Annotated in this window: 26 protein-coding genes; 10 read left to right on the top strand and 16 right to left on the bottom strand. The window is 30.6% G+C overall.

The genetic code is table 11. The features are described from left to right. Position 1: 1 nt before the first annotated feature. The 8 genes from Q0997_RS00685 to glpK all read right to left on the bottom strand — a co-directional run bounded on the left by Q0997_RS00685 (position 2) and on the right by glpK (position 8,855). On the bottom strand, positions 2–1,411 hold the full coding sequence (locus tag Q0997_RS00685) for a GspE/PulE family protein (protein ID WP_299883433.1): 1,410 nt from the start codon (positions 1,409–1,411) through the stop codon (positions 2–4). Further along, on the bottom strand, positions 1,404–1,871 hold the full coding sequence (locus Q0997_RS00680; RefSeq protein WP_299883432.1) for a hypothetical protein: 468 nt from the start codon (positions 1,869–1,871) through the stop codon (positions 1,404–1,406). The genes Q0997_RS00685 and Q0997_RS00680 overlap by 8 nt, the downstream gene beginning before the upstream one ends. 34 nt (positions 1,872–1,905) lie before the next feature. Further along, positions 1,906–2,322 (bottom strand): type II secretion system protein, encoded by a 417-nt coding sequence (locus tag Q0997_RS00675; protein ID WP_299883431.1) that lies wholly within the window; start codon positions 2,320–2,322, stop codon positions 1,906–1,908. A 62-nt stretch (positions 2,323–2,384) separates the two neighbouring features. Continuing rightward, positions 2,385–3,512: a type II secretion system F family protein gene (locus tag Q0997_RS00670; protein ID WP_299883430.1), complete on the bottom strand. Its 1,128-nt coding sequence runs from the start codon at positions 3,510–3,512 to the stop codon at positions 2,385–2,387. Then, a complete protein-coding gene (locus Q0997_RS00665; RefSeq protein WP_299883429.1) occupies positions 3,502–3,978 on the bottom strand; it encodes a hypothetical protein in 477 nt (158 codons plus the stop codon). The genes Q0997_RS00670 and Q0997_RS00665 overlap by 11 nt, the downstream gene beginning before the upstream one ends. Further along, positions 3,965–4,321: a hypothetical protein gene (locus tag Q0997_RS00660; protein WP_299883428.1), complete on the bottom strand. Its 357-nt coding sequence runs from the start codon at positions 4,319–4,321 to the stop codon at positions 3,965–3,967. Before Q0997_RS00660 ends, Q0997_RS00665 begins: the two co-directional genes overlap by 14 nt. After that, positions 4,299–5,414 carry a hypothetical protein gene (locus Q0997_RS00655; RefSeq protein ID WP_299883427.1) on the bottom strand — a complete coding sequence of 372 codons (1,116 nt, stop codon included), beginning with the start codon at positions 5,412–5,414 and terminating at the stop codon, positions 4,299–4,301. Before Q0997_RS00655 ends, Q0997_RS00660 begins: the two co-directional genes overlap by 23 nt. A 270-nt stretch (positions 5,415–5,684) precedes the next feature. Next, positions 5,685–8,855: a glycerol kinase GlpK gene (gene glpK / locus Q0997_RS00650; protein ID WP_299883426.1), complete on the bottom strand. Its 3,171-nt coding sequence runs from the start codon at positions 8,853–8,855 to the stop codon at positions 5,685–5,687. A gap of 341 nt (positions 8,856–9,196) precedes the next feature. Between glpK and Q0997_RS00645 the strand changes: the two genes are divergently transcribed. Beyond that, on the top strand, positions 9,197–9,397 hold the full coding sequence (locus Q0997_RS00645) for a PID-CTERM protein-sorting domain-containing protein (protein ID WP_299883425.1): 201 nt from the start codon (positions 9,197–9,199) through the stop codon (positions 9,395–9,397). On the opposite strand, the gene Q0997_RS00640 is transcribed toward Q0997_RS00645, so the two are convergent. Continuing rightward, positions 9,394–9,984, bottom strand: coding sequence for a riboflavin synthase (locus Q0997_RS00640; protein WP_299883424.1), 591 nt, complete (start codon positions 9,982–9,984; stop codon positions 9,394–9,396). The genes Q0997_RS00645 and Q0997_RS00640 overlap by 4 nt on opposite strands. Before the next feature lie 66 nt (positions 9,985–10,050). Between Q0997_RS00640 and pdxA the strand changes: the two genes are divergently transcribed. From pdxA to accC, 6 genes are all read left to right on the top strand, one after another. Further along, positions 10,051–11,112, top strand: a complete 1,062-nt coding sequence (pdxA, locus tag Q0997_RS00635; protein ID WP_299883423.1) for a 4-hydroxythreonine-4-phosphate dehydrogenase PdxA — start codon at positions 10,051–10,053, stop codon at positions 11,110–11,112. A gap of 89 nt (positions 11,113–11,201) precedes the next feature. Beyond that, entirely contained in the window at positions 11,202–11,741 is a 540-nt protein-coding gene (locus Q0997_RS00630; protein WP_299883422.1) for a DUF177 domain-containing protein, read from the top strand. Between the two features lie 9 nt (positions 11,742–11,750). Continuing rightward, complete coding sequence (rpmF, locus tag Q0997_RS00625) at positions 11,751–11,954, top strand: 50S ribosomal protein L32 (protein WP_013869593.1); 204 nt, start codon at positions 11,751–11,753, stop codon at positions 11,952–11,954. Between the two features lie 178 nt (positions 11,955–12,132). Further along, entirely contained in the window at positions 12,133–13,128 is a 996-nt protein-coding gene (locus Q0997_RS00620; RefSeq protein WP_299883421.1) for a beta-ketoacyl-ACP synthase III, read from the top strand. Between the two features lie 32 nt (positions 13,129–13,160). Then, entirely contained in the window at positions 13,161–13,640 is a 480-nt protein-coding gene (gene accB / locus Q0997_RS00615; RefSeq protein WP_299883419.1) for an acetyl-CoA carboxylase biotin carboxyl carrier protein, read from the top strand. An 83-nt stretch (positions 13,641–13,723) separates the two neighbouring features. Beyond that, positions 13,724–15,076, top strand: a complete 1,353-nt coding sequence (gene accC, locus Q0997_RS00610) for an acetyl-CoA carboxylase biotin carboxylase subunit (RefSeq protein ID WP_299883417.1) — start codon at positions 13,724–13,726, stop codon at positions 15,074–15,076. A 35-nt stretch (positions 15,077–15,111) separates the two neighbouring features. On the opposite strand, the gene Q0997_RS00605 is transcribed toward accC, so the two are convergent. Further along, the gene (locus Q0997_RS00605) at positions 15,112–15,645 is read right to left on the bottom strand and encodes a hypothetical protein (protein WP_299883415.1); all 534 of its coding nucleotides are present in this window, start codon (positions 15,643–15,645) and stop codon (positions 15,112–15,114) included. A 94-nt stretch (positions 15,646–15,739) separates the two neighbouring features. On the opposite strand from Q0997_RS00605, the gene Q0997_RS00600 reads away from it, so the two are divergent. Next, the gene (locus Q0997_RS00600; protein WP_299883413.1) at positions 15,740–18,715 is read left to right on the top strand and encodes a reprolysin-like metallopeptidase; all 2,976 of its coding nucleotides are present in this window, start codon (positions 15,740–15,742) and stop codon (positions 18,713–18,715) included. An 85-nt stretch (positions 18,716–18,800) separates the two neighbouring features. Next, the gene (locus tag Q0997_RS00595; protein ID WP_299883411.1) at positions 18,801–19,886 is read left to right on the top strand and encodes a hypothetical protein; all 1,086 of its coding nucleotides are present in this window, start codon (positions 18,801–18,803) and stop codon (positions 19,884–19,886) included. Between the two features lie 44 nt (positions 19,887–19,930). Here the strand turns inward: Q0997_RS00595 and Q0997_RS00590 are convergent, their stop codons facing one another. Together Q0997_RS00590 and Q0997_RS00585 are read right to left on the bottom strand one after the other, a co-directional pair. After that, on the bottom strand, positions 19,931–20,413 hold the full coding sequence (locus Q0997_RS00590) for a YciI family protein (RefSeq protein ID WP_299883409.1): 483 nt from the start codon (positions 20,411–20,413) through the stop codon (positions 19,931–19,933). 16 nt (positions 20,414–20,429) lie between these two features. Next, positions 20,430–20,897 carry a CYTH domain-containing protein gene (locus tag Q0997_RS00585; RefSeq protein WP_299883408.1) on the bottom strand — a complete coding sequence of 156 codons (468 nt, stop codon included), beginning with the start codon at positions 20,895–20,897 and terminating at the stop codon, positions 20,430–20,432. 86 nt (positions 20,898–20,983) lie between these two features. Between Q0997_RS00585 and dinB the strand changes: the two genes are divergently transcribed. Further along, positions 20,984–22,084, top strand: coding sequence for a DNA polymerase IV (dinB, locus tag Q0997_RS00580; protein ID WP_299883407.1), 1,101 nt, complete (start codon positions 20,984–20,986; stop codon positions 22,082–22,084). A gap of 47 nt (positions 22,085–22,131) precedes the next feature. Here dinB and pyk read toward each other — a convergent pair whose 3' ends face one another. The 4 genes from pyk to fabF all read right to left on the bottom strand — a co-directional run bounded on the left by pyk (position 22,132) and on the right by fabF (position 26,193). Continuing rightward, on the bottom strand, positions 22,132–23,559 hold the full coding sequence (pyk, locus tag Q0997_RS00575; RefSeq protein ID WP_299883405.1) for a pyruvate kinase: 1,428 nt from the start codon (positions 23,557–23,559) through the stop codon (positions 22,132–22,134). After that, positions 23,559–24,050, bottom strand: coding sequence for an IPExxxVDY family protein (locus Q0997_RS00570; RefSeq protein WP_299883403.1), 492 nt, complete (start codon positions 24,048–24,050; stop codon positions 23,559–23,561). Before Q0997_RS00570 ends, pyk begins: the two co-directional genes overlap by 1 nt. A 141-nt stretch (positions 24,051–24,191) precedes the next feature. Further along, complete coding sequence (gene rnc / locus Q0997_RS00565; protein WP_299883401.1) at positions 24,192–24,935, bottom strand: ribonuclease III; 744 nt, start codon at positions 24,933–24,935, stop codon at positions 24,192–24,194. 7 nt (positions 24,936–24,942) lie between these two features. Next, positions 24,943–26,193, bottom strand: a complete 1,251-nt coding sequence (gene fabF, locus Q0997_RS00560) for a beta-ketoacyl-ACP synthase II (RefSeq protein ID WP_299883399.1) — start codon at positions 26,191–26,193, stop codon at positions 24,943–24,945. Positions 26,194–26,195: the final 2 nt, after the last annotated feature.

Here is a 26,195-nt window from a genome sequence, read left to right as displayed (position 1 = left end):
GTTAAGAATTAATAAGTATTGGGTAAATTTCATCTAAAGACGTTTCACCTTTAATTAATAAATTAAATGCTTTGTCAGATAATTTTTTACCTTCAATAAAATTAGATTGTTCTATAGTGTTGTTTTTAATTGATTCTATAACACTTTTATTTACAGGAAGTACTTCATAAATAGCTCTTCTTCCTTTATAACCTGTATAATAGCACTCTTCACAACCTGCTGCAACTTGATGTGTTTTTATGTTATGAGATGTCGTAAAAGATTGTGGTAAATCTTCATAATTAAAATTAGCTTCTGTTTTACAAGATTTACAAAGAGTTCTTACTAATCGTTGTGCTACAGATACATTTATTGTTTCAGCAATTAAAAAAGGAGGGACACCCATGTCTACTAATCTTGAGATTGTTCCTATTGCAGAATTGGTGTGTATTGTAGATAATACTAAATGGCCAGTTAACGATGCTCTTATAGCCATTTGGGCTGTTTCTGCATCTCTAATTTCACCTAACATAATAATATCTGGATCTTGCCTTAAGAAAGAGCGTAATGCGGCAGAAAAGGTTAAGCCAATACCTTCTTTTAATTGTACTTGATTTATCCCTTTTAACGTATATTCTATTGGATCTTCTACAGTAACAATATTTCGTTTAATATCGTTTAGATATTTTAAAGTACCGTATAAAGTTGTTGTTTTACCAGAACCAGTAGGCCCACTAATTAAAACAATACCATTTGTTTTTTTTACTGCTTCTAGATACAATATAGCATCTTCTTTTTCTAAACCAAGTTGATTAATGTCTAAGTGCGATGCATCTCGACCTAAAATTCTCATAACTACTTTTTCTCCATGATGAGTTGGTAAAATAGAAACTCTTATATCAAAATCATCATATTCTATTCTACCATCTTGAGGAAGTCTTTTTTCTGTAATATCTAGGTTGGATTTAATTTTTATTTGATTAATTAATTCTAAATAAGAATCTTTTTTTATATGGTTTTTTTCAATTAATTGCCCATCAATTCTCAATCTTACTCTAACGTCTTCTTCATAAATTTCTATATGTATGTCACTCGCGTTAATAGCTTTAGCTTCAAAAATTAAAGTTTCTAAAAAATCATTTTCATAAGAGACAGTTCGTGGCTTGTCGTTATGTTTTCTATAGTAAACAGAGAGTGCTTTTTTTATAACAGCCACTTCTATAGGTTCTAAATCTATAGTCTTATTAAATAGCAGTTTAAGTTCTTCTTTTATAGAGTTAAAGTCTTTCTCTTTTGTGTTATCAATGTAAAAACTCAATTGAGAATCACTTATTGTCTTTGGAATTATATTAAAGTGATTTGCTATATCACTACTAATAGATTGTTGTTGACTTACAGTTAACTCGATATGTTTTGTGTTAATATTATCCATTAAAAAGTATATTAATTTTAAAAACGTTTTTAATAATAATATTAATAGCTAAAAAACCAGCTAAAAAACCAGCTAAATATCCAGCTAACGGGATAGTTTTTACATCTTTAAATAGATTAATAACATTGTGTATAATTAGAGTTAATAGTAAACTAATAATAAAGAATAAAATAAATGACGTTGTTTTAAATAATGGTGTAATTGCGAAAAACAAGACAATATCTCCTATACCTATGGCATTGTCTATTGGGTTAGTTAACTGTTTAGATTTTATTGAAAAATAAAGCACTAGACTTATTATATTTATTGTTATAAATAACACATTATACAAGGTGTCATAAATAGTTAGATTTAAAGACAAGTAATTTAATACTAGTGCTATTATAAATACAATAACAGGAAGCGCTACATGGATGGAACGCGAAACAAAATCTTGATATGTAGTAATTAGTAGTATCAAGGTTAACAATATAGATAATAAAATAGGAGTCAAATTAGTCTTTTATAATTTCTTTAAGCGACCTATTTTGATCTATTTGCCAAGTATTATAAATACCATCGCCATCAAAATCTTGAAGTGAAGTGGCTGTGGCTTTATAAGTATTTAATGACGCTTCTATTATTTGAATCTTATAAACAGCAGGACCACCGTTGTCTATTGTTATATCATGTTCAAAACCAATATCTTCAAAGCTTGTAGAGTATTTAGAGTGTCTATAAAAATGGTTTTTTTCTAAACTATGAATCATACTCAACATATTTTGAGCTTCAATAGCTTTTGCACTAGTAACAACAGAGGTTTGATTTGGCAATACCAAATAAATTAAAATTCCAATAATACACAGCACAACTAATATTTCTTGAAGAGAATATGCCTTTAGTCGGTATCTTTTTTTATTTGAGATTTTCATAGCATTAGAATTAGTTAATTATAGCAATAACAGGCAAATATATTACTTTTGGTTGAACATTTTTAGTTTTGAATAACTTTACTTAAATCAAAAATTGGAGAATACATAGCAACCATAATAAACCCAACAATTGCGCCAATTAAAATGACCATTACAGGTTCTAAAATAGTGCCTATCATTTTTGTAGAGTGCTCAATATCATCATTATATTGATTAGACAGCCCATCATACATCTTGTCAAGTTCATTAATGTCTTCTCCTATAGATGTTAATGATATTATTTTAGAATTAAAAAAAGAGTGTTTACTTAAGCTATTAGCAAAAGTTTCGCCTTTTAACACATCTTTTCTAGATTCTGAAATAGCTTTTTTTAATGGGTAAAAAGAAATCATTTTCTCTGTTAACTCTAAAGCAGTTATTAAAGGTGTTCTAGCGGAGAGTAATAAACTTAATGATTGGCAAAAACGAGCTAAATAGATTTTTTTCATTAAAGCACCAAAAAAAGGTATTTTAAGTATTATAGTTGAAATAATACTTTTATATCTATCATTATTGTTTAATGTTTTATGCATAATAATAAAACTAAATATTAGGCCTAAGACAATTAAAAAAACACTATTAAAATGGTTGGATAATTTAACTACAAATTGTGTTATTTTAGGAAGTTCTTTTCCAAATTGTTGAAATACAGAAGAGAACATTGGGACTACAAAATTTAGCATAAAATAAAGCACTGCAAAAGTAAAGCACAAAACAAAAATGGGGTATGCTAAAACAGAAACAATTTGTCGTTTCATTCTTTTTTTTCTTGAAAAAAAGAGTTGCAGTTGATCAAATATTTCTGGTAAACGTCTTGTTTCTTCTCCAATCTTTATGCTGTAATATTCGTAAGGTGAAAAATAGGAGCTTGTTTTTAATGTTTCGAAAAGTGTTTTTCCTTTTACTACAGATTTATTAATACTGCCATATAAGTCACTTAAAAACTTAGATTTTTGTTGACTAGTTAAGATGTGTAATGCTTGATTGAAGTCTACACCAGATTTTATTAAAGTAGAAAACTCTCTATAAAACTCTTCCTTTTGCTTGTCTGAAAATCGATTAAAAAAACGTTTAGGTAAGAATCCATCTAAATCAATAGATTGTTTTTTCTTACCAGAAGGCTCTTTATATAAACTAGTATCAATCTTCATTAAAATACTTCTTATTAATTAAATTAGAAAGAGAGATGTTTGCATAATAGTTGGCATCTAAACTAACATTAAACAACTTTAGTTTTAATTTTAAAACGCTTGAGTTAGACTTTGTTTCTTCAAACGAATAACTAATTGTTTTTATTTTAAATGTATCTGTCTTTACTTTAGTAGTTCTAATAATATTATCATTCTTAAAATTATATTTTATAATATTATTGTTATAATAATGTAATTCTAAAAAAGTGTTTTCAAAAGTAGCATTTTCGGCAGTATTAAAATCATTTAATAGTGCAGAATTCATTAAGTTATACTCTAGCTCTTCTTCATTTTCTTGTTTTAAAATATGCAATTGTTTAGAGATTGTTGAAACAAGAGTATAGCTAACTACAACAATAATACTAGACAACACAATAGTAATTAAAGCTTCTATAAGAGTATACGCTTGTAATTTATAAGTCTTCATTATATGAAATTAAACTATTAAAAATCTTAGTTTTACTGCCAACAACCACTTTCCATTTTAATTGGGCAGTCTTTTCGTCCTTATTTAATATTACTGTCTTTTCTATTTTATAGCCTTTAAAAATATAACTATTGTCTTGATAATCTTTATTAAGGAATGCTTCATTTTTTAAATAGTTGACTTTGTGTATGGCTTCATAATAAGATGCAGAGCTATTTTGTTTAACAACGTTTACGTATATCATTAAAGCTACCAATGCGCAAATAGAAATAATTGCAATTGCAATTACAGACTCCATAATTGAAGATGCTTTAAGAGTTTTAAAACGTTTTAAGGACTTCATAATTAGCTTTATCAATATTAGTTTTAAACAATGGTAATTCTACAAAGCTTTTAGGTAAACTATCCCTATTTATGCTAGCGTTTAAAATAGTGTTCTCATAATTTGAAGATGCCGTTTTTAAAAAAAAACGATCACTATATATAGAACCTATTATAGTTCCTTTTAATTGTGTTTTTCCATAGCAATATACATTACCTATTATTTTAGAACCTTCGGCAATAGTTAAACTTCTTTTTAAGGAGCCTTTATAAGTATTTCCATTAATAACAATGCCACCAGCAATGATCGTGTTTTTTTTTATAGAAACATTAACCGAATCTATATCATTTTTTACATAAATACTAGAAGGGTAGGTTAGTGAAACGTCTTCTTCTATATCCACTTCTGTTTTTGCAATAATCTGTGCATTTCCATTAAACCCTTTTTTTACATATACTTTTGGAGCTACTATTAAAATATCGTTTATAGCTAATGAATTGTCTATAGTTATGCTTTTGTTTGACGTTAAAATTATGTTTCCTTTTAAAGTTGCCTTATCTAATTTTTTAAGCTCTTCAAAATTAATTACAATGGTTTTGTTACTAAAGCTATTTACAAAAACTGTAGTTTCGTTTTTTATAGTTTCTGTAGAATAATTATTAAGATTAATCAAAATCTCTTTATCAATTTTCGGTAATTTATCTTGAGATTTTAATTGTTTACCTTTAATCTTGACTTTGTTGCCAGAAACGCCATTAATATAGGCTTGTTCTATACGGGAATTAGGGACTTTAATATCTCCTAAAAATGTAATATCTCCAGATAATTTTAAAGGCTTATCATAGTCTGTTACATATAAAGCTATATTTTTTTCACTTTTCTTTCCTATTAAAGCCGTTTTGTAAACTGTATCATTTTTAAAAACACTTTTACAGCTTAAAATAGAGTAGAATCCCCAATTCTTTTTTTTTGCAAAAGAAAAGATATTATCATCAAAAATATCTAATACTGTTTCGCTATCATCTTTAATAGTTTCAATGTTATTTAAAAAATGAGTAAAGGCAGATTCGTTTCTAGAAATAAGTTCGTTTTGAATTTCGAAACGTGATTTCACTAAAATTTGATAATGACTAATTAAAACCAGACAACCACAAAAAATTGAAATTATAAGGCAAACAAAAATAGCATTAGTTAAAGACGAGGCTTTTATATATTTTGTTTTTAAAAAAAAATCAAGGTTAAACATTTAGGAGAAATAAAAACGTAAAGTACAAAAATAGTGCGTTTAGTAATTTATTTTATGACTTTTATAACGAATGTTTGTATGTAAAAAAAGCTAAAGAAATTTATATAAAGTCTATAACAATTTTACTAATACCTAATTTTACTCAAACTCTAAATCATAATAAGTCATCGCATCATCTAATAATTGTTGCATAGTTTCTTTTTCTTTTAAAACACGAATACTGTCCCAATCTAGATAATTAATACAATCTTTTAAAATGATATTTTGGTGGTTGCGAATACTTTCAATATTAAAATACAAGCGCCCAGTTCGTCTTACAAAGAAATCTGCTAGACTATTAGTCATTTCATGATGGATGCAATACCATAATTCGGCTCTAATTAAGCGTTCTTGAATTGAGCCATCAATAAAGAAGCTAGCTTTTTTAATAATATTATCTGCCTTTTTTCCGAAAGTGCTACATAAATGCCAAGCATAATAAGGCTCATTAGCTCCCATTTTAGATAGTTGTTTTTCTATTTTTTTTTGATAAATTTTAACTTCTTTTGAGGATTGCAATGAAGGATTAACTAATAGGATACTTTCGGTAGATGATTTTTTAAGTTGTTTTTTTCTTTTTTCGGGAACAGTTTTTAATACAGCATCAATAACACGATGCGCCATTTTACGATACCCAGTTAATTTTCCACCAGCAATTGAAATAAGGCCACTTTCTGAAATAAAAATTTCATCTTTTCTAGATAGTTCTGAAGGGTCTTTTTCTTCTTCATGAATTAATGGTCGTAATCCTGCCCAATTAGACTCTATATCTTTTATTGATAACTTAACATCTGGAAACGTATGATTTATTGCTTTTAATAAATAATTAGCATCAGCTTTTGTTGCAATTACGCGTTCTAAATCTCCTGAATAATTTGTATCTGTAGTACCTACATAAGTAGAGCGACCTCGTGGAATGGCAAAAATCATTCTGCCATCTTCTACATCAAAATAAACAGATTGTTTAATAGGTAGTTTTTTGTGTGGAAATACAATGTGAACACCTTTGGTTAAGTGTAAATATTTATTATTAATCGAATGGTCTTTTTTACGTAATAAATCTACCCATGGGCCAGCGGCAGAGACATAATTGCGAGCTGTAATATTTAGTCTTTTACCAGTATTGTGATCGATACAATTTAAACTTTCAATTTTAGAATTGCTATTATAGACAAAAGATTCCATTTCGCAGTAATTTATAATTGTAGCGCCAAATTCTGTTGCTTTTTTTAATATTTCAACTGTTAATCTAGCGTCATCAGTTCTATATTCAGCATAATAACCGCTACCTAAAACCATAGTATTATCTAAAAGAGGTTCTTTATCTAAAGTCTCTTGTTTGTTAAGCATTTTTCGGCTGTCATCTCCTCCAACATTTGCGAGCATATCGTATACTTTTAAGCCAATAGAGGTCATCATTTTACCATAAGTTCCTCCTTCTATAAGAGGTAATAACATTTTTTCTGGCACAACCAAATGCGGTGCCAATTTATGCACTATAGCGCGTTCTGTACCTGATTCTCTTACTAATCCAATTTCTAGTTGTTTTAAATAACGTAATCCACCATGAATTAGTTTTGTAGATTTATTACTAGTGCCAGAGGCAAAGTCGTTTTTTTCAACTAAACAAACACTTAATCCACGAGAAGATGCATCTAAAGCAATACCAGCTCCAGTAATACCTCCGCCAATTATAATTAAATCAAAAGTTTTGGAGATGAGTCTTTTAAGTTGTTTTTCACGATCTAAAACAGAAAACCGTATAGAAGTCGTTTTTGTTTTCTTTCTACTAAAACTTTTTGTTCTTTCTACTGCTTGTAGCCAACCTTTATATTTTTTCTTTCTAGTTTTGGGTTTCATTTTAGAAGTAAAAATAGTATCTACTTCTCTAATGGTTTCAAAATTGTTTTTATTCCAAATTCCTGCTTTAATTCCTGCTAAAAGAGCAACTCCAAAAGCAGTGACTTCAATCATTTTAGGTCTGTCTACAGTAATATTTAAAATGTCGCTTTGAAATTGCATCAAGTAATTATTTGAGCTAGCGCCACCATCAACTTTTAAAGTTTTTATTTCTTTACCACTATCTTTAATCATGGCATTAATAAGATCTTTGGTTTGGTATGCTAATGATTCAACAGTTGCTTTAATAATTTGATTTTTGTCTGTATCTAAAGTCATACCATAGATGCTACCTTTTGCTTTTTCATCCCAATATGGTGCGCCTAAACCAGCAAATGCAGGAACAACATAGATATCTTCTAACGCAGGAATGCTTTTACAAATAGCTTCAGTTTCAGAAGCTTTTTTAATAAGTTGCATTTTATCTCGTAACCATTGTATTGAAGCACCTGCAGCAAAAACACTACCTTCTAAAGCATATTTTATGGGTTCTGAGTCTAAACTACATGTTAAAGTTGTTAGTAATCCGTTTTTTGAGGTGATTTGTTTTTTCCCAATATTAAGTAGCATAAAACAGCCAGTACCATAAGTGTTTTTAGCAATTCCAGACTTAAAGCCTCCTTGGCCAAAAAGAGAGGCTTGTTGATCGCCCGCAACACCATAGATAGGAATGTGAGTTTGTTTAAAAGTAATAGTTCCAAAATCTGAAGACGATTGTTGAACTTTTGGTAATATAGATAGAGGAATATCTAAAGCTTCTAACAACGTTTTATCCCAACACAAATTTTTAATGTCGTACAGCATTGTTCTAGAAGCGTTGGTGTGATCGGTAACGTGTTTTTTTCCATTAGTAAATTTATAAATTAACCAACTATCAATAGTTCCAAAGCATAACTTACCAGCTTCAGCTTTTGCTCGAGCACCTTCTATGTTATCTAAAATCCATTTTAATTTTGTTGCCGAAAAGTAAGAGTCAACAATTAGTCCTGTATGTTCGCGAATATAATTTGTAAGCCCTTTTTCTTTTAAATCATCACAAATTGGTGTGGTTCGTTTATCTAGCCATACAATAGCGTTGTATATAGGTTCTCCAGTTTCTCTATCCCAAACAACAGTAGTTTCTCGTTGATTAGTTATCCCTATAGCTGTAATATCTTTAATATTTATTGCAGATTTTAAAACAGCTTGATTAAAAGTTTCTAATTGATCATTATAAATATCTAAAGGATTATGCTCTACCCAACCAGATTGAGGATAATGTTGAGTTAATTCTTTTTGTGCAAGGGCTTTTATTTGGCCTTTTTGATTAAAAATAATGGTTCTTGTACTGGTTGTACCTTGATCAAATGCTACTATATATATATCTTTCATTTTATTTTAAATGGATATGTAATTTAAATAATAAGTAGAGACATAAAACTAAATGAGGCAATAAAATTTAAAAATGACTTAATTAATGATATATGGTCTTTCTTGCTTTAATCTAAATTATTTAAAATATTGAATATTATTTGTTTGTGGTATAATTTATGTTCTAACTATGTAAAAAAGAGAGCTTTTTCTATGAATAATTCGAATACTAAAAAGAGTCAGTTTTTAATGATTTTTGGTATTTTGTCGAATAAAATTTACCGTTCATGGGTTTTTTTTAAAGAAAAAAGTGTTGAAAAGTTTTGCGGAGAAAGTTTTTTTTATACATTTACGCCCTGATTATGATACAAAATAATAAAACATTTGCCTCAATCTTATTTGTATTAATAAGTTTTGTATGCTCAGCACAAGATCCACCTACGCCTTCAGGTCCTCCTACACCACCGGGAACACCAATTGATGGCGGAATTGTCATGCTTATTATTTTGGGAGTTTTATATGGGGCTTATAAAATGTATCAAAAAAGAAAAAGAGTAGCTTAAGTATTTACTTGATTAAGTTTGCTAACATATTTACCTATTACATCAAATTCTAAATTTACAATTGTGTTTTTTGCAAAACTATTAAAGTTTGTATGCTCAAAAGTGTAAGGAATAATTGCGACACTAAACTCATTTCTTTTAGAATTAACAACGGTTAAGCTTACACCATTAACAGTAATAGATCCTTTTTCAATAGTAATATTATTTGAATCACTATTGTATGCAAAGGTGTATAGCCAACTACCAGCAGTTTCTTCAACCTTAAGGCAAATAGCGGTTTCATCTATATGACCTTGAACTAAATGTCCATCAAGCCTGTCTCCAAGTTTCATTGCACGTTCTAAATTAACAGAATCATTTATTTTAAGATTACCTATATTGGTTTTATTCAAGGTCTCTTTTATTGCAGTAACTACATATTGAGAGTCTTCAATTTTTACAACAGTTAAACAAACACCATTATGTGCGATACTTTGATCAATTTTTAATTCGTGAGTAATTGAACTTTCAATCGTTATATGGATGTTTTCTGACTCTTTTTTTAAATCTTTAACTATACCTATTGTTTCAATAATTCCAGTAAACATACTTTAAAGTGTATTATTTCGTTAAATTTGTGGACGTAAAATTACGAACAATAGTTATCATTTTTAATGAGTAGAGTAGAAAATATAAAAGTTGGAATTTCTATAGGAGATTTAAACGGAATAGGATCAGAAGTCGTATTAAAAATTTTTGAAGACCAAAGAATGCTAGAGTTTTGTACTCCAGTAATATTTGCTTCAATGAAAACAATGACTTTTGTTAAAAACCATTTTAAACTAAACATGAGTTTAAATGGTATACAAAATATAAATCAAGCTACAGATAAGAAGGTAAATATATTAAATTGTTGGAAGGAAGATGTATTTATCAATTTTGGAAAAGAAGACTCTAAAATAGGAGAGTACGCAATAAAATCTTTAACAAGAGCTACAAAAGCATTAAAAGAAAAACAAATAGACGTATTGTTAACAGCTCCAATTAATAAGAGTAATATTCAATCTGAAGCATTTAAATTTCCTGGCCATACAGATTATTTGGCTCAAGAGTTGGAAGGTGAAAGTTTGATGTTTATGGTAACAAATACTTTAAGAGTAGGTTTGTTAACAGATCATGTTCCTGTGAAAGACGTTTCTAGTCATATTTCTTCAGATTTAATAAATAAGAAAATTGAAACAGTATATAATTCATTAAAAAAGGATTTTAGAATTAATAAACCAAAAATAGCAGTCTTAGGTATTAATCCACATACTGGAGATAATGGAGTTATTGGTACAGAAGACGATACCGTTATGAGACCAACCCTTAAAAAAATTAAGGAAAGTGGTAAACTCGTTTTTGGGCCTTACGCAGCAGACAGTTTTTTTGGATCTAACAATTATAAAAGCTTTGATGCAATTATTGCCTCTTACCATGATCAAGGTTTAATACCATTTAAAACATTGTCTTTTGGTCAAGGTGTTAATTATACGGCTGGCTTAGATAGAATTAGAACGTCTCCAGATCATGGTACTGCATACGAAATAGCTGGTAAAGGAATTGCAGATCTTGGCTCTTTTAAAGAAGCGTTATTTACGGCTGTTACTATTTTTAGAAATAGAGAAGAGTATGAAGAGTTAAATAAAAACCCTTTAGCTATTAGTAAAAGAAAACGTTTTGACGATAGAAAGTAAATTTAAAAAAGAAGTAAACAAAAAAATGTTGATAAGTCTGCCAGATTAATAAAAATTTGTATATTTGCAGGCTCAAAATAGATGTGATAATGAAGCCATTGAAAGAGTTTACAATTCCATTTGTAGGTTTAAAAGTAGGAAAACATCATTTTGATTACGAAATTGATAATAAGTTCTTTGAATATTTTGAGTATGAAGACTTTAATAGTAGTAATTTAAAAGTTGATGTAGAATTAGAAAAAAAAGCAACACTTTTAGAACTACATTTTGAAGTCTCTGGAACAGTTAATGTTAACTGTGATGTTACTAATGAGCCATATAATCAACCAATTGAAAACGAATTTGATTTGGTCGTGAAATTTGGCGAAGAATTTAATGATGAAAACATAGATATATTAATTATACCTCATGGTGAGTACGAGATTAATATACAACAATATGTTTATGAATTAATTGTATTAGCAATGCCAACTAAACGCATTCATCCAGGTGTTGAAGACGGAACATTAGATTCAGAAATACTTAAAAAATTAGAAGAATTAAGTCCTAAAATTAAGGATATAAAGGAAGACCAAGAGGAAATAGATCCTCGATGGAATACATTAAAGAAACTATTAACGGATAAATAAAAAAATAAAATGGCACATCCTAAAAGAAAAATCTCTAAAACAAGAAGAGATAAGAGAAGAACTCATTATAAAGCAACTGCGCCACAAGTTGCAACTTGTCCAACAACGGGTGAGCCTCATTTATATCATAGAGCTCATTGGTTTGAAGGAAAACTTTATTACAGAGGTCAAGTTTTAATTGACAATGCTGTAGCAGAAGAAAATATTGCATAATTTGCTATGCATGCATATAGAAAACGCTCACTTGTGGGCGTTTTTTTTGTTATAAATTTTTCTATGCGTTAAAAAGAACTTAATTTGCGCAATATTGACGAAAAATGATTAAATTCATCAGAATTTTGCCGTTTTTGCACAATTTTGGGTCGTTTTTGGTCGAATTAACTTAAAAAGTATGAGTAAAATCTCAGCAGCAATCACAGCTGTAGGTGCTTATGTGCCAGAATATGTATTAACCAACAAGATACTTGAAACTATGGTTGATACAAACGATGAATGGATTACCACACGAACTGGTATCAAAGAACGTCGCATTCTTAAAGGAGAAGGCAAAGGGACATCTTATATGGCCATTAAAGCTGCCCAAGACCTTATTAATAAAAAAGGAATTAACCCTGAAGATATAGAACTAGTTATAGTTGCTACAGCCACTCCTGATATGCAAGCAGCTTCTACAGCAGCATATACAGCAACTCAAATAGGAGCTACTAATGCTTTTTCTTTTGATTTAGAAGCAGCATGTTCAAGTTTCTTATTTGGTATGTCTACAGCTGCAAAGTATATTGAATCTGGTCGTTACAAAAACGTTTTATTAATAGGAGCAGACAAAAACTCTTCAATGATTAATTATGAAGATAGAGCAACATGCATCATCTTTGGAGATGGAGCTGGAGCTGTGTTATTTGAGCCTAATGAAGATGGTTTAGGGCTTCAAGATGAATATTTAAGAAGTAATGGAGCGGGTAGAGAATTTTTACAAGTTAAATCAAGTGGTTCTTCATACCCTGTAACAGCAGAAAGTATAGAAAGAAAAGAGAATTTTGTTTTTCAAGACGGAAAAACAGTATTCAAAAACGCTGTATTTAATATGGCAGATGTTGCTGTTAAAATATTAGAACGTAATAATTTATCGAAAGATGATATTGCATGGTTAGCTGCACATCAAGCTAATAAGCGTATTATTGATGCTACTGCAAACCGTATAGAATTAGATGAAAATAAAGTAATGATGAATATAGAGAAGTATGGTAATACGACTTCTGCTACTCTACCGTTATTACTTAATGACTATGAATCACAACTTAAAAAAGGTGATAATATAATTTTTGCTGCCTTTGGAGGTGGCTTCACATGGGGATCTATTTATTTAAAATGGGCCTATAACTCATAATAAACTAACTAAAAAACTTAATAACTGTAATTATGGATTTAAAAGACATTCAAAACTTAATCAAATTTGTAGCCAAATCAGGAGCAAGTGAGGTTAAATTAGAAACAGATGATGTTAAGATAACAATAAAAACAGGATCGGAAGAGACTACAATTGTTCAGCAAATGCCTATGGCACAAATGCCACAAATGCAAATGCAAGCACCTGCAGCAGCAACTCCGGCACCAGCGGCTGCAGCTCCAGCACCAGCGGCTGAGAATGACGATTCTAAATATATAACTGTAAAATCACCAATTATTGGTACTTTTTATAGAAAACCATCTCCAGACAAACCTTTATTTGTTGAGGTTGGGCAAAATATTGCAGAAGGAGATGTGCTTTGTATAATTGAAGCAATGAAATTATTTAATGAGATTGAATCTGAAGTGTCAGGAAAAGTTGTTAAAATTTTAGTAGATGATGCTTCTCCTGTAGAGTTTGATCAACCATTATTTTTAGTGGATCCGTCTTAATATAAATCACAATTTTTAATTCCAAATTCTAATAGAATATCTTTTGGAGTTTGTTTTTTGAATATTGAAAATTTGAAGAATTTATGTTTAAAAAAATACTAATTGCAAATAGAGGAGAGATAGCACTTCGTGTTATTCGTACTTGTAAAGAAATGGGTATTAAAACAGTAGCTGTATATTCTACTGCTGATGCCGAAAGTCTTCACGTTAAATTTGCAGACGAAGCGGTTTGTATTGGTCCAGCACCAAGTAGCGAATCTTATTTAAAAATGTCCAACATTATTGCAGCAGCAGAAATTACAAACGCAGATGCAATACATCCAGGTTATGGGTTTTTATCTGAAAACGCTAAGTTTTCAAAAATCTGTGCTGAACATGAAATCAAATTCATTGGGGCTTCGCCAGAAATGATTGATAGAATGGGAGATAAAGCTAATGCAAAATCAACAATGATAGCTGCAGGAGTACCTTGTGTTCCAGGAAGCGAAGGTGTTATTGAAACCTTTGAAGATTGTATAGAAGTAGCAAAGGAAACCGGTTATCCAGTAATGCTTAAAGCATCTGCTGGTGGTGGTGGAAAAGGAATGCGTGCTGTATGGAAGCCTGAAGATTTACAAGAAGCATGGGAATCTGCAAGACAAGAATCTAAAGCTGCTTTTGGAAATGATGATATGTACATGGAAAAACTTATTGAAGAACCACGTCATATTGAAATTCAAATTGTTGGGGACTCTAATGGGAAAGCATGTCACCTTTCTGAAAGAGATTGTTCTGTACAAAGACGTCACCAAAAATTAACAGAAGAAGTGCCATCTCCATTTATGACAACAGCTTTACGTAAGAAAATGGGTGAAGCAGCAGTGAAAGCCTCTGAATATATAAAGTATGAAGGCGCTGGGACAGTAGAATTTTTAGTAGACAAGCATAGAAATTTCTACTTTATGGAAATGAATACACGTATTCAAGTTGAACACCCAATAACTGAACAGGTAATTGATTTCGATTTAATTCGTGAGCAGATTCTAGTGGCAGCAGGTGTACCTATTTCAGGTAAAAATTATACACCTAAGTTGCATTCTATAGAGTGTAGAATTAATGCTGAAGATCCTTTTAATGATTTTAGACCATCACCAGGAAGAATTACAACATTACATGCGCCAGGTGGTCATGGCGTGCGTTTAGATACGCATGTATATGCAGGATATTCAATTCCGCCAAATTATGATTCTATGATCGCTAAGTTAATTACTACAGCTCAAACTAGAGAAGAAGCCATTAATAAAATGAAACGTGCTTTAGATGAGTTTGTAATAGAAGGTATAAAAACAACAATACCTTTCCATAGACAATTAATGGATCACCCAGATTATTTATCAGGAAATTACACCACTAAATTTATGGAAGATTTTGTGATGGAAAAAGAAATTGAAGAATAAAAAAAAAGCGACTTATTTTAAGTCGCTTTTTTGTTTTATAACTTAAATGATTCTTCTATTACAGTAATAATTTGAGGGACTTCATCTATTTTAAAATTAAGTTTAAAATTAAAGCTATCATCATCATTTTTATTAATTTCTAATTGGCCCTTAGACACCTTATAGTAACCGGTTTGGCCTCTACAAAAACATAACCTTGCAAATAAAACTTTTGCACTGTTTAAATTAGTATCATTAAGTTTAATGTTTTCAATTTTTTGTGGTAGTTCAACATAAATTAATTCACTATAATTACCATCTTGCGTATTTGGAATTTCGTTTCTTTTATATTCAAACTTTAAAACATTAGTTTTTCCATCCAATAAAATAGGATACAGAGAACCTATATCATCTTTTTCTACTTGTAATGATTTGTTTTTTAATACTTCAAAGGTACAAATACCGTCTTTTGGGCAATTAACCATAACAGATTTTGAGTTAGTTTTTAAATCTTTTTTTTTACTGGCTTTACATGATACATTTGTAGCTATAAAAGCTAATAATACACTAAATAAATATATGTGTTTCATATTGAATAATATACTTTGAGAATTTTAACTACCAAACCTTGTAGGTTTAATAATATCAATTTATCTTTAGTTCTTAAAATAAAAAATTTTTATCATGAAAAAAAAATACTTTAAAAGTTTTTTCTTGTTTTTTGTAGTTATGTTTTCTTTAAGCTTATATGCTCAAAAACAATCTGCAATTTGGTCTCAAGTAAGCGCTAACAAAATAAGTGCTAACGATGTTCAATTTTACAAGGAAATTCCTCAAAAATCTACATTTTTTAATGTTAATGTAGAACAATTATCGAATATTTTAGTTAATGCACCTAAAAGAGATGCATTTGCTAAAGTTTCAAATTTAACGGCTTTGTTTCCAAATGCTGATGGTAAGTTAGAATCTTTTAGAATCAGTGAAGTATCAGTTATGGAGCCTAGTTTAGAAGCTCAATTTCCTGAAATCAAGTCATATGTTGGTGTTGGTATAGAAAATCCTTCAGCAATGCTTCGTTTAACTATTTCTCCTGAAAAAGGTTTAAGCGGTATGATTTTATCTGAAAAGAAAACAGTTTTTATAGAACCGTATTCAAATGATTTAAAAACATATATTTCGTTTATAAATTCTGAAGGAGATAATAATACAGAAAACTTTGTATGTGAAACAGAGTCGGTTCTTGAAAAGAGCGGTGTATCTGATGAAGAATATAGAGCGTTAAGAAACGCTGATGATGGACAATTACGTACTTACAGACTAGCTCTTGCTTGTACTGGTGAGTATGCTGCATTCCATGGAGGAACAACAGCAGCAGTAATGGCAGCTATGAATGTTACTATAAATCGTAATAATGGTATATATGAAAGAGATTTAGGATTAACCATGATTATGGTAGATAACACATCTATTATATTTTTAAATGGAGCTACAGATCCATATACTAATAATAATGGAGGTACAATGTTAGGAGAAAACCAGACAGTATGTGATACTAATATAGGTACTGCTAACTACGATATAGGTCACGTTTTTAGTACTGGCGGCGGTGGTGTTGCGTATTTGAATTCACCATGTACAAATATTAAAGCTGGTGGAGTAACCGGTTTGGGAGCTCCAATAGGAGATGCTTTCGATGTTGATTTTGTAGCTCATGAATTAGGTCATCAATTTGGTGGAAATCATACACAAAATAATAATTGTCAAAGATCAGCTGTGTCTGTTGAGCCAGGAAGTGCATCATCTATAATGGGTTATGCAGGTATTTGTGCTCCAAACGTACAAAACAATAGTGATGATTATTTTCATGGTGAAAATATTAAAGAAATGTGGTTAAATATATCTGTTGGAAACAGTAGTAGTTGTCCTGTGTTATCTGCAAGTGGAAATACAGCACCAACTGCTAGTGCAGGAGCGGATTATTCTATTCCTCCATCTACGGCATTTAAACTTACTGGTGTTGGAACAGATGCAGATGCAGGAAATTCATTAACGTATTCTTGGGAGCAAAATGATACTACTCCAGCTCCAATGCCACCTCAAGCTACTAATACTGGAGGGCCAACTTTTAGATCATTAGATCCTAAAACAGTTCCAGAAAGATACTTTCCTGATTTTGCTACTGTGTTAGGAGGTTCTTTAGCATCAACTTGGGAAGTTGTTCCATCTGTTGCAAGAACAATGAGCTTCTTATTTACAGTTAGAGATAATGCTCCTGTAGCAGGAAATACGCAATCAGATGAAATGGTAGTTACTGTAGAAAACGTTGCTCCTTTTACAGTAGTTACACCAACAAGTTGGGGACCAGGAAGTACACAAACAGTTATATGGACTGTTGGTCAAACAGATAATGTTACAATAAATTGTCAAACAGTTAATATCTTATTTTCTGCAGATGGAGGAAATAACTTTGATACAACATTAGCAACTGGAGTTCCTAATAATGGAACTGCTTCAATTACAGTTCCTAGTATTCCTCTAAATAATAGTTCAAGAATTTTAGTAGAAGCTGCTGATAATATATTTTATGCTATTACTGATGTTTTTCCACTTTCAGATACAACTACTCCAGATTTTAATATAATTAGTAATACAGGAGCTCAATCTGCATGTAATATAGATGCTGTGAGTTACGATTTTAATTATATAACATCAAATGGTTTTTCTGAAACGACAACATTAACAGCGGCAGGTCAACCTGCAGGATCAACAGTTACATTTACTCCTTCAACTTTAAGTACAGATGGAGCATTTACTATGGATGTTACAGGACTTACTGGAGCTACACCAGGAGATTATACAATTACAGTTACTGCAACTTCACCATCTGTAGTAAAGACAGAAACAGTAATGTTAACGCTTACTAATGGTGTTTGTGCATCTTCTGCTTCTAACGCTGATGATGATAGAATTACTAGAGTTATATTTAATACTATTAATAATGTTACTTTAGCGGCAAGTGCAGATGATCCTTATCAAGATTTTACGGCTATTTCTACTGATGTTGAAAGAGGTTCGTCTCATGATATGACAGTACATGTAAATTCTAATGGTGATTTTCCATATGTTATAAGTGCTTGGATTGATTGGGATCAAAGCTGTACTTTTGATGCAGATGAAAAATATAATTTAGGAACGGCAATAAATGTTGTTGATGTTGCAACTAGTGACTCTCCTTATACTATAATGGTACCTACTGATGCAGTTCTAGGATCGACTACTATGAGAATCATGATGAAAAATGAACAAATAGCTAACGTAGATAGTCTTACGCCATGCGAGACTGCTTTTTGGGGACAAGTAGAGGATTACTCTGTAAATGTTTTAGAGGCTTTAAGTGTTAATGAATTTGAACTTAATAATTTAAGTATATATCCAAATCCTAATAACGGAGCGTTTAATGTTAAGTTTAATACTACTTCAAGTAATATAGATGTTGCAGTATTTGATATTAGAGGTCGTTCTATTATTAAAAACTCATATAGTAATACTTCTGGAGAGTTTAACAAAGCAATTAACCTTGGTAATGTTGAATCTGGAATGTATTTATTAAATATTAATGATGGTTCTAAAACAATTACTAAGAAAATTATAGTAGAATAACTTTTTAACTTTATTATTATAAAAACACCACATTTACTGTGGTGTTTTTTTTTATTCTTTAGTTTTGTTTATTAAAATCTTATAAATGAAACACACATATCTTTGTATAGTATTTATTATGTTTTCAAGTACTATTTTTTCTCAAGTTCCAGAAATGTTTAATTACCAGGCTATTATTAAAAATTCGTCTAATGTATTAATACAAAATGAAACCATTAGTATACGAATTAGTATTTTACAAGGATCTGAGACAGGAACAGTTGTATATTCTGAAACCCATTCAATAACAACAGATGATAATGGTTTGTTTAGTTTAAATATTGGAGCTGGATCAACTACAGATGTTTTTTCAGCTATAGATTGGGGAAGTAATTCTTTTTATATTAAATCTGAAATAGATACCATGGGAGGAACAAATTATACCATTTTTGGAGCTAATAAATTATTAAGCGTGCCATATGCATTATATGCTAAAAGCACATCTGCTTTAGATGCAAATATTAATGGTGTAACAGATATACAAATCCCAATTAATAATGTTATTTCTTCTAGCTCTTTTGTTATGTTAGATAGTGATATTAATACTCTATATGGATATAGTGGTAATACAGGAACTTGGTCTACACAAATAGTGACAGAATTTTTCTCTTCGTCAACAATACAAGCTTCAAAAGGGAATTTTATTATGTTAGATAGCGATGCAAATACATTATATGCTTTTAATGGAAATACAGGATCTTGGTCATCTCAAATAACTTCAGAGTTCTTTTCTGCCTCTACAATACAAACATCAAATGGAAACTTTATTATGTTTGATAGCGATCTTAATAGTCTTTATTCCTATAATGGAAATACTGGTGTTTGGTCTACACAAACTACCTCAGAGTTTTTTTCTACTTCTACAATACAAACATCAAATAATAATTATTTAGCATTCGATAGTGACACAAATACACTTTATGCATATAGTAATAGTACAGGGAATTGGTCGTCACAAATAACGTCAGAATTTTTCTCTACATCAACAATACAGAGCTCTAATGGAAACTTTATTATGTTTGATAGTGATGTAAATACATTATATGCTTTTAGTGGTCAATCTGGTACATGGTCATCACAAATAACGTCAGAATTTTTCTCTACATCGACTATAAACGTATCAGGTAATTAATTATAATTTTACAAAAAAGACAACGAGAGCAATAGCCTTTCAGGTTATCTTAAGCCATAACCTTTTGCTGCCCACCATGAATGAATTTCTATTTCTAATCTTCCAGCTTTAACCATAGGATCAGAATTAGCTAAACTATCTGCCATTTTTAATGTAGGGACGTTGTAAATAGTTATGCCTCGTATAGCTCCATCATCACCAAATGGACCTGAAATATCTGCATAACCTAAATCGTACATCTTTCCCAAATGTGCTAAATGTTCTTTTTGTAATTTTTCAGTTTCTTCTTTGTTTTGGCTTGTATTGGCTCCAGATTTTAGGAAGGCAATAAAATATTTTTGCATAATTACCGTATCTTTTGTTTTCTCGTCAACATAATCAAAAACTTCAAAATGATTAGTTTTTAAGTCTTCAAGTGTTTTTTTTGAGCTTTGTTGATTTACAATACCTTCTTCAACAAGAACTTCTTTGGTTTCAGTTTTGCATGCAGAAAGTATAATCAATAAAAATAAAAGTGTTTTTTTCATAATTTAAAAGAATTATTTACCATTTATTATATGGTGTTTTACTTAATTGTGAATTATAATATTTATTATCTCCAGTAACTTCTTTCCCTAGCCAATTAGGTTTTGAGAAACTTTCATTTTCTGAAGTTAGTTCTACTTCGGCTATAACTAAACCTTTATTGTCTCCATAAAACTCATCGATTTCAAAAGTGTGATTGCCTACTTTAACTTCATAACGTACTTTGTCTATCATTCCTTTTTTGCAAAGTTTTAAAAGTGCTTCTGTTTCAGTTTTAGAAATTTCTTTTTCCCATTCAAAACGGGATAAACCATTTTTAGAGGAAATGCCTTTAATAGTTATATAGCCTATATTTCCTTTAAGCCTAATACGAACGGTTCGTTTTTTATCTGTGCTTAAAAAACCTTGAATTATTCGTGTATTTTTAAACGCCTCAGATTTAAAGTCATTAGAATCTACTAAGAATTTGCGCTCGATTTCAATCATAAATTATGTGTCATAGTGTTCAATATGCCTTTTAGTTTAACCGTAAAACTTTTATAATAAAGACATATAATGTCTAAATTTACAGCATGCAAAACGATTTACCAACAAGAAAGATTATTCATGTAGATATGGACGCTTTTTATGCTTCTGTTGAACAAATGGACAATCCAGAACTTAAAGGTAAACCTTTAGCTGTTGGCGGTAGTGGAACAAGAGGAGTTGTTAGTGCAGCTAGTTATGAAGCACGTAAGTTTGGTGTAAGAAGTGCTATGAGTGGAGTTAAAGCAAGACGTTTGTGTCCAGAGTTACTATTCGTACGTCCAAGGTTTGAGCGTTATAATGAAATTTCGAAGAAGGTTAGAGCTATTTTTCATGATTACACCGATTTAGTCGAACCATTATCATTAGACGAGGCATATTTGGATGTAACAGAAAATAAGAAAGGAAACCCTAGTGCTTCGCTTATAGCTGAAGAAATTAGAGCACGCATTTTTAATGAAGTAGGATTGACGGCATCTGCGGGTATTTCAATAAATAAATTTATAGCTAAAGTAGCCAGCGATTATAATAAACCAAATGGTCAAAAAACAGTAAATCCAGAAGAGGTTTTAGAGTTTTTAGAACAATTAGATATTAGAAAATTTTATGGTATTGGCAAAGTCACAGCCGAAAAAATGTATCAAAAAGGTATTTTTACTGGTATTGATTTAAAGTCAAAAACATTAGAATTCCTAGAAGGAAACTTTGGAAAATCTGGTAAGTACTATTATTATATTGTTAGAGGCATACAAAATAGCGAAGTAAAACCAAATCGTGTAAGAAAAAGTTTAGCAGCAGAACGCACGTTTAATGAAAACTTGTCATCAGAGATTTTTATGCTTGAAAAATTACGGCATATTGCAGACGAAGTTTCTCGTAGATTAGCTAAGAGCAAAGTAGCAGGTAAAACAGTAACGCTTAAAATAAAATATAGTGATTTCACATTACAGACAAGAAGTAAAACTTTACCTTATTTTATAAGTGATAAGGATATTATTTTAGAAACAGCTAAAGATTTATTGTATCAAGAAAAGCTAAATAATTCTGTACGATTATTGGGTATTTCTTTATCTAATTTAAATACTGAAAAAACGACTAAAAAGGTCGATAAAAAAAGTATAAGCGTACAATTACAATTTAAATTTTAATAAAAAAGCCAGCTATTTAAATAGCAGACTTTTTTATTATTTTCTATTTATATCTCAGTAACTCGTAATGTATTAACCATTCCTTTTTCTTGAATAGGCATTGCAGCAAGACTTACTAGCATATCTCCTTTTTCTAGATAACCCATTTCTTGAGCCATTTTATTAACGTCTTCTATAGTTTCATCTGTACTTACAAATTTGTCGTAAAAGAATGCTTTAACTCCCCAAAGTAAGTTTAGTTGTGTTAGAATTCGTTTATTAGATGTAAATACTAATATATGAGCGCTTGGTCTCCATGCAGAAATTTGAAATGCTGTATAACCACTATTTGTTAGTGTTGAAATTCCTTTAGCATCAATTTCGTTCGCCATATGTGCAGCGTGATAACAAATCGATTTTGTAATGTAGCGTTTAGTACGTATATGTGGTGGAGCTTCCGGGACATGAATTAGGTCACTATCTTCAACACTACGAATAATGTTTGCCATTTGCTTAATAACCTGTACGGGATATTTACCTACACTAGTTTCTCCAGATAACATTACTGCATCTGCACCATCCATTACAGAATTGGCAACATCATTAACTTCTGCTCGAGTAGGTGTAAGACTATCAATCATAGTTTCCATCATTTGTGTAGCAATAATTACTGGAATTCTTGCACGTTTGGCGCGTAATACTAATTGCTTTTGTACTAATGGAACTTCTTCAGCTGGTATTTCTACCCCTAAGTCACCTCTTGCTACCATTAAACCATCACAGTATGCAACAATCTTATCGATATTAGCAACGCCTTCAGGTTTTTCAATTTTAGCAATAATTGGAATTTTGTGATCACTATATTCTTTAATAAGTTCTTGAAGTACCATTAAATCTTCAGCGTGACGTACAAAAGATAATGCTAACCAATCGACTTTTAATTCACAAGCAAATTTAGCATCTTCAATATCTTTTTCTGTTAAAGCTGGCTGAGAAATATTTGTATTTGGAAGATTTACCCCTTTTTTAGATTTTAAAGGTCCGCCTTGAATAACTTTTGCTTTTACTTCACTTTTCTTATCTGTAGAAATAACCTCAAATATTAATTTTCCATCATCTAAAAGAATGCGTTCTCCTTTTTTTGCATCTTGAGGAAAATTATCATAGGTCATATAGACGCGTTTTTTTGTGCCTTCAAAACGTTCTCCAGTTGCAAAAATAATTTCATCTCCTGGGTTTACAATAACTTCCCCTTTCATAACACCTACACGTAGTTTAGGTCCTTGTAAATCGGCAAGAATTGAAGCATTATAACCAAATTCGTCATTAAGTTCACGAATCATTTGTACACGCTCTTTTACATCTTCGTATTCTGCATGAGAAAAATTAATTCTAAATACATTAGCACCTTCGTCAAGCATGCCTTTAAGCACTTCTTTGCTACTAGTTGCAGGACCTAAGGTCGCTACAATTTTGGTTTTTTTTCTTTTTAACATTAGTTAAATATTAATTGGTCTTTAGATTTTAGTTCATTTGTTGCAATACTATATGCCGTAATGACTTGATCTATGTTTAGTATTTTGTTTAAAATGAGCTTTTCTTTTTTTTTATTAAGCGCATTATTAATTTTAAGTAGATAATTAGCTTTACTATACTCAGGAACTAAATGATGAATTTTAGTTATCGTTTCATTAAAACTAAAAAGAGAATCTAAACTGTTTTCGTTTATCTGGTTAGATAATACTTTGCAAGTATTAGATACTAAATTCCATGTTTTAAACTGTGCGCTATCTTCCCATTCAAATAAAGAAAAAGTTGTTTTTCGATTGTTGTTATCGATATCACTGTCTTGCCTAGAAAGTTTAATATCTAAAACTTTATTAAGTAAAAAAGCTAAGCGATAATCTTCAATAGTGCAATGAATTCCAATAAGCGAGAAGTCTTCTTCTTCAAAAAAATCATCTAAAACGAGTTTTTTAATTGCCATGTTCACAACAGAATTAATTGTAAATATAGTATTTAATATGGACGAAAACAGCTAATTTGGGGTAATCTTAAGAATAAATTAATACGAAATCGTTATAGTTAGAAAAGGTTTTCTTTAGAAAACGAAAACGAAAATTCAAGCTTATAAAAAAGCTTTAGATATTTGATTTTGAAAAACGAAAAAAGCGCGCTTAGATGCTTTTTCTTCTGCTTTCTTTTTTGAAGTTGCTCTTCCTTTAGCTACAATTTTTTGATCTATTGAAAGTTTAACTGAAAAATGACGAATATTATCATTACCAGTATCTTCATAAACATTATAGTCGAAAGTTTTCTTTTCTTTTTGGCACCATTCTATTAGCAAGCTTTTATAACTTATAACTTTACCTTCTAATTGAGCGATATCTACAAAAGGAATAATAACCCGCTTGTAAATGAATTTTTCACAGGCTTTATAACCTCCATCTAAATAAATAGCACCAACTAAAGATTCAAATAAATTACCATGAATATTATCTCCAAATTGACCTTTAGGTATTTTACTTTCTACTAATTTAATTAATTGAAGATCTTTTCCTAGTTCATTTAAATGCTCTCTACTTACCACTTTAGAACGCATTTTAGTTAAGTAACCTTCATCACCACTAGGGACTTCTTCGTACAAATGATGAGCAATTACAGCACTTAACATAGCATCACCTAAAAACTCTAAACGTTCATAATTAACAACATGACCATTACTGTTTTTAATGTTCATTGAACGATGTGTGAAAGCAGTTTTAAAATGCTTAACTGTTTTAGGTTTATAGCCTATTATTTCTGAAATGGTAGTAAAAAAAACCCCGTTTTCTTTTTTACGGGAGTTGAATATGTTTCGAATGCGTTTCATTCGAGGTTTAGTCTAATTTTTTAAATAATACACAAGCATTATGTCCACCAAAGCCAAAAGTATTACTCATTGCGACTTTTATATCGCGTTTTTGAGGCGTGTTTAGTGTTAAGTTTAAATTAGGATCTATATTCTCATCAATATTTTCATGATTAATTGTAGGTGGAATCATACCGTGTTCCATTGCTAAAATAGAGGCAATAGATTCAATTGCTCCAGCAGCACCTAACAAGTGACCAGTCATTGATTTAGTAGAATTTATATTGATGTTTTTTGCGTGATCTCCAAAAACTTCTGTTATAGCTTTTAACTCAGCAACATCGCCTAAAGGCGTTGATGTACCGTGTGTGTTAATATGATCTACATCTTCAGGTTTTAATCCAGCATTTTCTAAACAGTTTTTCATTACTGCTATAACACCTATTCCTTCTGGATGTGGAGCTGTCATATGGTGAGCATCACTAGATAAACCACCACCAACAACTTCTGCATATATTTTAGCACCTCTTGCTTTAGCATGCTCATATTCTTCTAGAATAATTGCTCCTGCTCCTTCTCCTAAAACAAAACCATCTCTTGTAGAGTCAAAAGGTCTTGAAGCTGTTTCAGGACTATCATTTCTAGTAGATAAAGCGTGCATGGCATTAAACCCACCCATTCCTGCAATAGTTACTGCAGCTTCACTTCCACCAGTAACAATAACATCACAATGACCTAAACGAATATAGTTTAAAGCATCAATCATCGCATTAGCAGATGATGCACAAGCAGATACTGTAGTATAATTAGGCCCCATAAATCCATTTTTAATAGATATGTTTCCTGGTGCTATATCTGCAATCATTTTAGGGATAAAGAAAGGGTTAAACCTTGGACTTCCGTCTCCATCAGCAAAGTTTAATACTTCGTTCTGGAATGTTTCTAAACCACCAATTCCTGCTCCCCAAATAACGCCAACTCTAAGTTTGTTAACGGTATCTAAATTTAGGTTAGCATCCGCAATAGCCTCATCAGATGCGACCATTGCGTACTGCGTAAACCTGTCCATTCTACGTGACTCTTTCCTATGTATGAAATCGTTCACGTCAAAGTTTTTTAACTCACAAGCGAATTTTGTTTTAAACTTTTCAGTATCAAAATATGTAATAGGCGCAGCACCGCTTTTACCTTTTATTAGAGCATTCCAGTATTCTTCTTTGGTATTCCCTATTGGTGTAAGAGCGCCTAGGCCTGTAACTACAACTCGCTTAAGTTCCATAA

The organism is uncultured Lacinutrix sp., from assembly GCF_947500325.1.
In the GTDB taxonomy this organism is placed as follows: Bacteria; Bacteroidota; Bacteroidia; order Flavobacteriales; family Flavobacteriaceae; genus Lacinutrix.
The sequence above is the reverse complement of the archived record's forward strand: the minus strand, read 5'-3'. Positions and strand labels throughout refer to the sequence as shown.

What these genes read in the sequence shown, in the direction of transcription:
- Q0997_RS00670 (WP_299883430.1), bottom strand. Translation starts at nt 3,512, where the DNA reads ATGAAGATTGATACTAGTTTATATAAAGAGCCTTCTGGTAAGAAAAAA.
- accC (WP_299883417.1), top strand. Translation starts at nt 13,724, where the DNA reads ATGTTTAAAAAAATACTAATTGCAAATAGAGGAGAGATAGCACTTCGT.
- Q0997_RS00605 (WP_299883415.1), bottom strand. Translation starts at nt 15,645, where the DNA reads ATGAAACACATATATTTATTTAGTGTATTATTAGCTTTTATAGCTACA.
- Q0997_RS00685 (WP_299883433.1), bottom strand. Translation starts at nt 1,411, where the DNA reads ATGGATAATATTAACACAAAACATATCGAGTTAACTGTAAGTCAACAA.
- Q0997_RS00630 (WP_299883422.1), top strand. Translation starts at nt 11,202, where the DNA reads ATGAAGCCATTGAAAGAGTTTACAATTCCATTTGTAGGTTTAAAAGTA.
- Q0997_RS00585 (WP_299883408.1), bottom strand. Translation starts at nt 20,897, where the DNA reads ATGATTGAAATCGAGCGCAAATTCTTAGTAGATTCTAATGACTTTAAA.
- rnc (WP_299883401.1), bottom strand. Translation starts at nt 24,935, where the DNA reads ATGAAACGCATTCGAAACATATTCAACTCCCGTAAAAAAGAAAACGGG.
- Q0997_RS00665 (WP_299883429.1), bottom strand. Translation starts at nt 3,978, where the DNA reads ATGAAGACTTATAAATTACAAGCGTATACTCTTATAGAAGCTTTAATT.
- Q0997_RS00620 (WP_299883421.1), top strand. Translation starts at nt 12,133, where the DNA reads ATGAGTAAAATCTCAGCAGCAATCACAGCTGTAGGTGCTTATGTGCCA.
- fabF (WP_299883399.1), bottom strand. Translation starts at nt 26,193, where the DNA reads ATGGAACTTAAGCGAGTTGTAGTTACAGGCCTAGGCGCTCTTACACCA.
- pdxA (WP_299883423.1), top strand. Translation starts at nt 10,051, where the DNA reads ATGAGTAGAGTAGAAAATATAAAAGTTGGAATTTCTATAGGAGATTTA.
- Q0997_RS00590 (WP_299883409.1), bottom strand. Translation starts at nt 20,413, where the DNA reads ATGAAAAAAACACTTTTATTTTTATTGATTATACTTTCTGCATGCAAA.
- rpmF (WP_013869593.1), top strand. Translation starts at nt 11,751, where the DNA reads ATGGCACATCCTAAAAGAAAAATCTCTAAAACAAGAAGAGATAAGAGA.
- accB (WP_299883419.1), top strand. Translation starts at nt 13,161, where the DNA reads ATGGATTTAAAAGACATTCAAAACTTAATCAAATTTGTAGCCAAATCA.
- Q0997_RS00675 (WP_299883431.1), bottom strand. Translation starts at nt 2,322, where the DNA reads ATGAAAATCTCAAATAAAAAAAGATACCGACTAAAGGCATATTCTCTT.
- Q0997_RS00600 (WP_299883413.1), top strand. Translation starts at nt 15,740, where the DNA reads ATGAAAAAAAAATACTTTAAAAGTTTTTTCTTGTTTTTTGTAGTTATG.
- Q0997_RS00645 (WP_299883425.1), top strand. Translation starts at nt 9,197, where the DNA reads ATGATACAAAATAATAAAACATTTGCCTCAATCTTATTTGTATTAATA.
- Q0997_RS00640 (WP_299883424.1), bottom strand. Translation starts at nt 9,984, where the DNA reads ATGTTTACTGGAATTATTGAAACAATAGGTATAGTTAAAGATTTAAAA.
- pyk (WP_299883405.1), bottom strand. Translation starts at nt 23,559, where the DNA reads ATGTTAAAAAGAAAAAAAACCAAAATTGTAGCGACCTTAGGTCCTGCA.
- Q0997_RS00595 (WP_299883411.1), top strand. Translation starts at nt 18,801, where the DNA reads ATGAAACACACATATCTTTGTATAGTATTTATTATGTTTTCAAGTACT.
- dinB (WP_299883407.1), top strand. Translation starts at nt 20,984, where the DNA reads ATGCAAAACGATTTACCAACAAGAAAGATTATTCATGTAGATATGGAC.
- Q0997_RS00570 (WP_299883403.1), bottom strand. Translation starts at nt 24,050, where the DNA reads ATGGCAATTAAAAAACTCGTTTTAGATGATTTTTTTGAAGAAGAAGAC.
- glpK (WP_299883426.1), bottom strand. Translation starts at nt 8,855, where the DNA reads ATGAAAGATATATATATAGTAGCATTTGATCAAGGTACAACCAGTACA.
- Q0997_RS00660 (WP_299883428.1), bottom strand. Translation starts at nt 4,321, where the DNA reads ATGAAGTCCTTAAAACGTTTTAAAACTCTTAAAGCATCTTCAATTATG.